4 protein-coding genes and 1 pseudogene are annotated in these 6,923 nt (G+C 72.6%); 2 read left to right on the plus strand and 3 right to left on the minus strand.

Going from position 1 to position 6,923, the window contains the following annotated elements:
* The first annotated feature begins 117 nt into the window (after positions 1-117).
* Positions 118-1,348 (plus strand): annotated as a pseudogene (locus tag RKE29_RS04225) (dipeptidase).
* A gap of 113 nt (positions 1,349-1,461) precedes the next feature.
* Here RKE29_RS04225 and RKE29_RS04230 read toward each other — a convergent pair.
* On the minus strand, positions 1,462-1,830 hold the full coding sequence (locus RKE29_RS04230) for a VOC family protein (protein WP_312003642.1): 369 nt from the start codon (positions 1,828-1,830) through the stop codon (positions 1,462-1,464).
* Positions 1,831-1,992: 162 nt separating this feature from the next.
* On the minus strand, positions 1,993-3,333 hold the full coding sequence (locus tag RKE29_RS04235; RefSeq protein ID WP_312003643.1) for a UDP-glucose/GDP-mannose dehydrogenase family protein: 1,341 nt from the start codon (positions 3,331-3,333) through the stop codon (positions 1,993-1,995).
* Between the two features lie 161 nt (positions 3,334-3,494).
* Between RKE29_RS04235 and RKE29_RS04240 the strand changes: the two genes are divergently transcribed.
* Positions 3,495-4,673 (plus strand): acyl-CoA dehydrogenase family protein, encoded by a 1,179-nt coding sequence (locus RKE29_RS04240; RefSeq protein ID WP_312003644.1) that lies wholly within the window; start codon positions 3,495-3,497, stop codon positions 4,671-4,673.
* 709 nt (positions 4,674-5,382) lie between these two features.
* On the opposite strand, the gene RKE29_RS04245 is transcribed toward RKE29_RS04240, so the two are convergent.
* Complete coding sequence (locus RKE29_RS04245; RefSeq protein ID WP_312003645.1) at positions 5,383-6,771, minus strand: LCP family protein; 1,389 nt, start codon at positions 6,769-6,771, stop codon at positions 5,383-5,385.
* Positions 6,772-6,923: the final 152 nt, after the last annotated feature.

Below are 6,923 nucleotides of genomic sequence, written 5' to 3' on the forward strand. Positions count from 1 at the left end.
GCCGTACCCGACGCCCAGCGGGCCCTACCGGGCCCGGTACGGGCGCGGGCGCGCGGCCGGGTGAGCGCGGCCGGAATCCGCGTGACAGGCGCCCCCGCGGCGGGCGACGATACGACGGTGACCGATCACCTCGCACAGGCCCGCGCGCTGCTCGCCGACCACCCCGTCGTGGACGGGCACAACGACCTGCCGTGGGCGCTGCGCGAGCAGGTGCGCTACGACCTGGCGCGCCGCGACCTCGCCGCGGACCAGCGCGGCCACCTGCACACCGACATCCCGCGGCTGCGCGCGGGCGGCGTGGGCGCGCAGTACTGGTCGGTGTACGTGCGCTCCAGCCTCGCCGGGGACGCGGCGGTGAGCGCCACGCTGGNGCTCCAGCCTCGCCGGGGACGCGGCGGTGAGCGCCACGCTGGAGCAGGTCGACGCCGTGCTGCGGATCGTCGGGCGCTACCCGGCCGACCTGCGGCTGGCGCGGACCGCGGACGAGGTGGAGCAGGCGCGCGCGGCGGGCCGGATCGCCTCCCTGATGGGCGCCGAGGGCGGGCACAGCATCAACTGCTCGCTGGCGACGCTGCGCGCCCTGTACCGGCTCGGCGTGCGCTACATGACGCTCACCCACAACGACAACGTGCCGTGGGCGGACTCGGCGACCGACGAGCCGAAGGCGGGCGGCCTCACCCGGTTCGGCGAGGAGGTCGTGCGGGAGATGAACCGGCTGGGCATGCTCGTGGACCTCTCGCACGTCGCCCCGGCCACCATGCGGCGCGCGCTGGCCGTGACCGAGGCGCCCGTCGTCTTCTCGCACTCCTCCGCGCGCGCCGTGTGCGACCACGTGCGCAACGTGCCCGACGACGTGCTGGAGGCGCTGCCGGGCAACGGCGGCGTGGCGATGGCGACCTTTGTGCCGCAGTTCGTGCTGCCCGCGGCCGCCGCGTGGTTCGAGGGCGCGGCGGCCAACCAGCGGGCCCACGGCTTCCACCCGCTGGACAGCGGGCCCGAGGCGATGGCGGTCTTCGGCGCGTACGAGGAGGAGCACCCGCGCCCGGTGGCCACCGTGGCCACGGTCGCCGACCACCTCGACCACATGCGGGAGGCGGCCGGCGTCGACCACGTCGGGATCGGCGGCGACTTCGACGGCATCGCCCACACGCCCGAGGGGCTGGCCGACGTGGCGGGCTATCCGAACCTGATCGCCGAGCTGCTGCGGCGCGGCTGGTCAACGGCCGACCTGGCGAAACTGACCTGGGGCAACGCGCTGCGGGTGCTGCGCGCCGCGGAGGACGTGGCCCGGGACGCGAGCGCGACCCGCGGCCCGTCCGACGCCACCGTCGAGGACCTGGACGGCTGAGCGCGCCGCCACGTCGGCCCGGCGCCCCGGCCAGGCGGCCGTACGGGCCGGTACAGACCCTGACCCGGGGCGTCAGGCGCTGCCCGGCCTTATCCGGCCATAGATGGGCCGCGTCAGGCTTTGACCAGGCAGAACGGGTGCCCGGCAGGATCCGCGTAGACCCGAAAATCGCGCCGCCCGCCGTCGTCGTCCACGTCCAGCGGCCGTGCGCCGAAGGCCAGCACCCGCTCCTCCGCCTCCGCCACGTCGGGCACGTCCAGGTCGAGGTGGAGCTGCTGCGAGGCGTCCTCGCGCGGCCAGCGCGGCGGCACCAGGTTCTCCGCCCGCTGGAACGCCAGCCGCTGCCCGCCCGGCAGGTACAGGTCGACCCAGTCCTCGCCGTCGTCCTTGATCTCCCCGCCCAGCAGGCGCTCGTAGAAGCGGGCCAGCCCGGTCGGGTCCGGGCAGTCGAGGACGATGACGCTCAGCGTGGCGATGGGCATGGTGTCTCCTCCGGTCCGTCGGGGCCGGCCTCAGGGGCCGGCCTCAGGGGAGAGGTGACCCGGCAGCGCCCGGGCAAACCTCACCGCCGCCCCGGCCGTCCGGCCGCGTGGGGCACCGCCGCGTACGGGCGCAGGCCGGACCGGAGCCCGGCCCGGGACGGGTCAGGCCGCCGGGCGGCCCATCGTGCGGAAGTGCCAGCCGGTCTCCCGCCACCGCTCCGGGTCGAGCGCGTTGCGCCCGTCCAGCACGCGCCGCTCCGCGACCACCTCGCCCAGCGCGGCCGGGTCCAGCTCGCGGAACTCGCGCCACTCGGTGAGGTGCAGCACGACGTGCGCGCCGTGCGCCGCCTCCAGGGCGCTCGGCGCGTAGGACAGGGTCGGGAAGAGGGCGCGTGCGTTGTCCATGGCCTTGGGGTCGTAGACGGTGACCTGGGCGCCCTGGAGGTGGATCTGCCCGGCGACGTTGAGGGCGGGGGAGTCGCGCACGTCGTCGGAGTCGGGCTTGAAGGAGGCGCCGAGCACGGCCACCCGCTTGCCGAGGAAGCCGCCGCCGACGGCCGTGCGGGCCAGCTCGACCATGTGGCCGCGCCGCCGCATGTTGATCGAGTCGACCTCGCGCAGGAAGGTCAGCGCCTGGTCCGCGCCCAGCTCTCCGGCGCGGGCCATGAAGGCGCGGATGTCCTTGGGCAGGCAGCCGCCGCCGAAGCCGATCCCGGCCCGCAGGAACTTCCGGCCGATCCGCTCGTCGTAGCCGATGGCCTCGGCGAGGCGGACCACGTCGCCGTCCGCCGCCTCGCACACCTCGGCCATGGCGTTGATGAAGGAGATCTTGGTGGCGAGGAAGGAGTTCGCGGCGGTCTTCACCAGTTCGGCGGTGGGGTAGTCGGTGACGACGAACGGCGTGCCTTCTGCGAGCGGCGCCGCGTAAACCTCCCGCAGGAGCTTTTCCGCCCGCTCGCCGGCCACGCCGACGACGATGCGGTCGGGGTGCAGGGTGTCCTGGACGGCGAAGCCCTCGCGCAGGAACTCCGGGTTCCAGGCCAGCTCGGCGTCCGCGCCGACCGGGGCCAGCTCGGCGAGCCGGGCCGCGAGCCGGGCGGCGCTGCCCACCGGCACGGTGGACTTGCCGACGACCAGCGCGGGGCGGCGCAGCCGGGGCGCCAGGGACTCCACGGCGCTGTCCACGTGGCTCATGTCGCACGCGTACTCGCCGCGCTTCTGCGGCGTGTTCACGCACAGGAAGTGCACGTCGCCGTACTCGCCGGCCTCGTCGTAGGACGTGGTGAAGCGCAGCCGGCCGCTGGCGCCGGGCAGGCCCGCGACGTGCCGCCGCAGCAGCTCCTCAAGGCCCGGCTCGTACATCGGCACCCGGCCCGCCGAGAGCGCGTCGACCTTGTCCTGGGCCACGTCCACGCCCAGCACCTCGAACCCGAGCTCGGCCATGGCCGCCGCGTGGGTCGCGCCCAGGTAGCCGGTGCCGATCACGGTGATCTTGAGGGCCATACGCGCTCCAGAAGCCTGCGGGGGAGGACAGCGGCCCGAGCATAGCCGGGGCCGTGCGCGGGGGGCGCGGACCCGCTGTCGTCAAGTTCACCTATGACTTGCCCGAAGGCGTGCCTACAATTCTGTTACTTAACAGTAGTTAGCGTTGTGGGGAGACCACCTTGTCGGGAACGACGGACTTCGACCTGTACCGGCCGTCCGAGGAGCACGACATGCTCCGCGACTCGGTGCGCGCGCTCGCCGAGGCCAAGATCGCGCCGTTCGCCGCCGCGGTCGACGAGGAGGGGCGCTTCCCGCAGGAGGCCCTGGACGCGCTGGTGGCCAACGACCTGCACGCGGTGCACGTCCCCGAAACGTACGGCGGCGCGGGCGCCGACGCGCTGGCGACCGTGATCGTCATCGAGGAGGTTGCACGCGTGTGCGGCTCGTCCTCGCTGATCCCGGCCGTGAACAAGCTGGGCTCGATGCCGGTCGTCCTGTCCGGCTCGGAGGAGCTGAAGAAGAAGTACCTGGGCCCGCTGGCCAAGGGCGACGCGATGTTCTCGTACTGTCTGAGCGAGCCGGAGGCGGGCTCGGACGCGGCGGGGATGAAGACCCGCGCGGTGCGCGAGGGCGACACGTACGTGCTCAACGGCGTCAAGCGGTGGATCACCAACGCGGGCGTGTCGGAGTTCTACACCGTCATGGCGGTCACCGACCCCGAGCAGCGCTCGCGCGGCATCTCCGCCTTCGTGGTGGAGAAGGGCGACCCGGGCGTGTCCTTCGGCGCGCCGGAGAAGAAGCTCGGCATCAAGGGCTCGCCGACCCGCGAGGTCTACTTCGACAACGTGCGCATCCCCGCCGACCGCATGATCGGCGCCGAGGGCACAGGCTTCGCCACCGCCATGAAGACCCTGGACCACACCCGCGTCACCATCGCCGCGCAGGCCATCGGCATCGCGCAGGGCGCGCTGGACTACGCCAAGGGGTACGTGCGCGAGCGCAAGCAGTTCGGCAAGCCGATCGGCGACTTCCAGGGCGTGCAGTTCATGCTGGCCGACATGGCCATGAAGCTGGAGGCGGCCCGTCAGCTGACCTACGCGGCCGCCGCCCGGTCCGAGCGGGTGGCGCTCGGCGCGACCGTCGGCGAGGAGGCCCTGACCTTCTACGGCGCCGCCGCCAAGTGCTACGCCTCCGACGTGGCCATGCAGATCACCACCGACGCCGTGCAGCTCCTCGGCGGCTACGGCTACACCCGCGACTACCCGGTCGAGCGCATGATGCGCGACGCCAAGATCACGCAGATCTACGAGGGCACGAACCAGGTCCAGCGCATCGTGATGGCCCGCAACCTCCCGTAGCCCGCCTTTCGCCGCGCGCGGTGGCGCGTCCGTACGCGCGTACGGACCCGCGCGTACGGACGCGGACAGCGCAGAGGCCCCCGCCGGTGGCGGGGGCCTCTGCCATGCGGGGAGCGGGTCAGACGAGCCAGCCCAGAACGAGGGCGTAGTGCGCGAGGATCTCCGACAGCATGGCGACTCCTAAGGGGATCGGAACAGGTGCCACGGACGTTCCCGGGTGTCGCCGTGACGGGGACGCGATAGGTCTAACACCCGGCATATGCCGCCTCAATGCAATGCGCGGAAATTTGTCCGCTCCTGCGCAAAAGCGGAATGATCTTGTGCTGTTTTCTTCGTCCGTGACCGGGTGCGGTGCGTCCCTCCGGCCGTCCTCCGATCGCTCCTTCGCCCGCCCGGACGCACGACGGGGCCCCCGCCGCGAAACGGCGAGGGCCCCGTGCGTAAGCGGCTCAGATGAGGCAGCCCACGAGCAGGATGAGGTTGGCCAGGGCTTCGGTCAGCATGGGGACTCCTTCTTGTCGAAGGTGGTGTGCCACGGCCGTACCCGGGATGCCGCCGTGACGGGGACGCGACAGATCTAACCCCCGGCGTATTTCGCGGCACCGACCCGTGCGGAAAATTCATCCGATCTTGCAAAATCCGTACGGATCTTGGGTGGCACACTGCCCGAAACTCCGCTGAAATGTGCGCAGTTGGGGCCTGGCCGCCGTCAGCCGGTGCCGCCGGCGACGGTCACCTTCTCGTCGTTCTCCAGCTCCTTCACCAACTGCTTGACCTTGCCCATGTTCCACAGGACGGCGCTGCCCTTGGCCGTCGGGTAGCCGGGGTTGGCGACCGGCATGTTCATCTGCCGGCCCTTGCCACCCGAGACACCCTTCATCGCCCAGAACATCGAGCGCAGCTTCCACAGGCTCATGTCCTTGTCGACAATCAGCGAGTCGAGGCCGGCGCCGAGGGTCGGGTAGAGCTTGAAGGGGTTCAGGATCGTGCTCGGCGTGGCCGCCTTGTCGGCCAGCGCGGACAGGAACTTCTGCTGGTTCTTGGTGCGGTCCAGGTCGCCGCCGGCCAGGCCGTAGCGCTGCCGGACGAAGGCCAGGGCCTCCTGGCCGTTCAGCGTCTGCCGGCCCTTCTTCAGGTCCGTCCCGGCGTGCTTCTCCTTCATGTCCTGCGGCACGTCGATCGTGACGCCGCCGACCGAGTCCACGATCTTCGCGAAGCCGTCGAAGCCGATCTCCGCGTAGTGGTCGACCCGCAGCCCGGTGTTGTACTCCACCGTGCGCACCAGCAGTTCCGGGCCGCCCATGGCGAACGCGGCGTTCAGCTTGTTCTGCGAGGCGCCGTACCGCTTGCCGGACTCCGGGCCGGTGAACGCCGGGATGGTCACCCACGAGTCGCGCGGCAGGCTGATCATGGTGTTGCCGTTGCCGCCGGTGTGCAGCAGGATCACCGAGTCGGTGCGCCTGCCGTCCGCCGAACCGGTGTGCAGCTTCTTCTTGTCTTCCGCGGACATGCCCTCGCGGCTGTCCGAGCCCACGATCAGGTAGTTCGTGCCCTTGCCGCCCGACGGGCGGTCCTCGACCGCGCTCAGGTCCACCTCGCGGCGCAGCTTGGAGTCGGCCCAGAAGTACGTGCCGACGCCGACCCCGATCACGACCACCAGGAAGACGGCCAGGCCGATCAGGATGCGCTTCTTCCAGTTCGGCCGGGCCAGCGGGCGCGCCCCCGGGCCGCCGTCACCCCCGGGGCCGCCGGGACCGCCCGGGCCGTTCGGCGTGCCGCGGCCGTAGACCTGGCCGGTGTTGTAGCCGTCCTGGCCGTCCGGGCCCTGCTGCCCCTGCCCCGGGTAGCCCGGCCCGGGGTGGCCCTGGGCGTACGGCTGGCGCCGCTGGGACGGTACGGGGCCGCGCGGCGACAGCTCCGGCGGCAGCGGCGGCTCGGCCGGGTGCCGCGGGCCGCCCACACCCCCCGGGCCGCCTGCCGCCGAGCCCCCGCCGTCGTCGCGCCGCACGTGCCGCATCCTGCGGGCGGCCTCGGGCTCGGGGCCGCCCCCGTACCCGTCCCCGCGGCCGCCTGTCCACCCCTCGGGCCATTCGTTCATGGGGGGAAGTGTGCCCGGTCGGCCGGTACCGCTTACAGGGCGGGTGCGGGATCGGGCCGGGCCTGTTGCATATCTGATGCAAAGGGCGCGGCGCGCGGCCGGACGCCCCGCTCACCGGTGCTTCGCCGCGCGCCCGCGCGGGGGCGGCCGGG

Source organism: Streptomyces sp. B1866 (genome assembly GCF_031932565.1).
Classification (GTDB): domain Bacteria; phylum Actinomycetota; class Actinomycetes; order Streptomycetales; family Streptomycetaceae; genus Streptomyces.

Excerpts from the sequence above, each read along its gene's own strand:
- RKE29_RS04230 (WP_312003642.1), bottom strand. The coding sequence starts at position 1,830 with ATGCCCATCGCCACGCTGAGCGTCATCGTCCTCGACTGCCCGGACCCG.
- RKE29_RS04235 (WP_312003643.1), bottom strand. The coding sequence starts at position 3,333 with ATGGCCCTCAAGATCACCGTGATCGGCACCGGCTACCTGGGCGCGACC.
- RKE29_RS04245 (WP_312003645.1), bottom strand. The coding sequence starts at position 6,771 with ATGAACGAATGGCCCGAGGGGTGGACAGGCGGCCGCGGGGACGGGTAC.